We start from the raw sequence: 1,439 nt of genomic DNA, 5'->3' as shown, positions 1-1,439 counted from the left end.
GGCGAGGTCGGGACCGAGGGCGGGGGCTGCAGGTCGGCGCGGTCGACTCTGGGGAGGAAGGCGGTCTGCTCCTCGTCCCGCCCCTGGTGTCGGCCGTCCCAGGTGTCGTCGGGTGTTCGGGTCACCGGGGCACCGTCGCCGAGCGCAGGGCTGTCGAGTCCTCGAAGGCCGGCACCGTGACCGTCGAGACGGTCTCCCGGTAACCGAGCTGGAAGTCGTTGACCGCGCCCTTGAACATCTGCACTCCCTCAGACGCGGCGAGGGCCTGCCGGAGCGCAGCGGGGTCGCCGATTGCAACGATCTTGAATGGAGGGGAGTACACCCGCCCGTGCAGCAGCAGGGTGTTACCTACGCAGCGTACCGCGCTGGTGGTGAGGACGCGGACGTTCATGATTGACATCGCCTCCGCGCCGCCGGCCCAGAGCGCGTTCACGACGGCCTGCACGTCCTGCTGGTGGACGACGAGGTCGTCGTTGGTGGCACCGTCGGGCAGACCCTGGTCGGCGCGGCGCACGGCGTCGTTGAGCTCGACGGTGACGCCCGTTCCGGTGAGCGCGGTGAACCCGGCGGCCTGCCGGCTGGCGGCGGCGCGGTCCCGCTGCTCCCTGATCGGGCCGTCGGAGTCGGCCAGGGTCGCGGTCTCGTCCTCGACCTCGGCCCGGAGTTGGGCGGCCTGCCGCTCGCTCGCCGCGACCTGCTGCCGGCGGTCCTCGATGAGCTGGGTGAGCTGGGGTCGGCGGTCCTCGCGCAGGGCCGTGCCACCGGCGGTCGTCGCGGTGGTGGTGAACAGCAGCCCGGCCGCGGCGGCGATCAGCGGCACGCCGACCGACCAGCCCGGGCGTCGCTGCCGGGGACGCCGGGGCAGGAGGGCGGCGACAGCCCGGCGGAGGGCCTTCTGCCAGGAGGCAGCGCCGGATGTGTATTCCACCGAGCGCTCCTTCCGCGTCGTCTCGTGTCAGCCCGCGACGACGCGGGCCGGTGCGGCGACCCGAACAGTCCCGCCTATTCCGGTCACTCCGTGCATCGGCCTGACCCCATTCATGGCTTGAACGGGCCATCCGGACTACGCTAGCTGTCGAACATTATTGGCCATGGACCGTCGCCCCCGCGCCCGGTTGTCAGGCCGGACGAGGTCGTAACCCCCTCTGGAGAGCGTCGTGCCCAAGTCTCAGGTCCGCAAGAAGAAGGTGTACACCCCGCCGACGGACGTTCGTCCGACGGCGACGGCGGCGACGCGCAAGCCTAGCCCGGTCTGGCTGCCCGTCACGGCGGTCGCCTTGATCGTCGGCGGCATCGGCTGGCTGGTGGTGTACTACCTCTCCGAGCAGGAGTACCCGGTCATGTCGTGGGGTTACTGGAACCTCGCGGTGGGCTTCGGTGCGATGGTCGGCTCCCTGGTCCTGCTCTCCCGCTGGCGCTGACCCGGCGGGCCCGGCCCG

General features: G+C 71.6%; 2 protein-coding genes. One reads left to right on the top strand and one right to left on the bottom strand.

Features of this window, described 5'->3' with window-relative positions:
• Positions 1-121 precede the first annotated feature (121 nt).
• Positions 122-928: a DUF881 domain-containing protein gene (locus E1258_RS32610; protein WP_132407825.1), complete on the bottom strand. Its 807-nt coding sequence runs from the start codon at positions 926-928 to the stop codon at positions 122-124.
• Positions 929-1,157: 229 nt separating this feature from the next.
• On the opposite strand from E1258_RS32610, the gene E1258_RS32605 reads away from it, so the two are divergent.
• Positions 1,158-1,421: a cell division protein CrgA gene (locus tag E1258_RS32605; protein WP_036373562.1), complete on the top strand. Its 264-nt coding sequence runs from the start codon at positions 1,158-1,160 to the stop codon at positions 1,419-1,421.
• The last annotated feature ends 18 nt before the right edge of the window (positions 1,422-1,439 follow it).

Origin of the sequence: Micromonospora sp. KC207 (genome assembly GCF_004348615.1) — a bacterium.
In the GTDB taxonomy this organism is placed as follows: Bacteria; Actinomycetota; Actinomycetes; order Mycobacteriales; family Micromonosporaceae; genus Micromonospora.
Note: the sequence above shows the minus strand (reverse complement) of the source record. Positions and strands in the feature narration are given on the sequence as shown.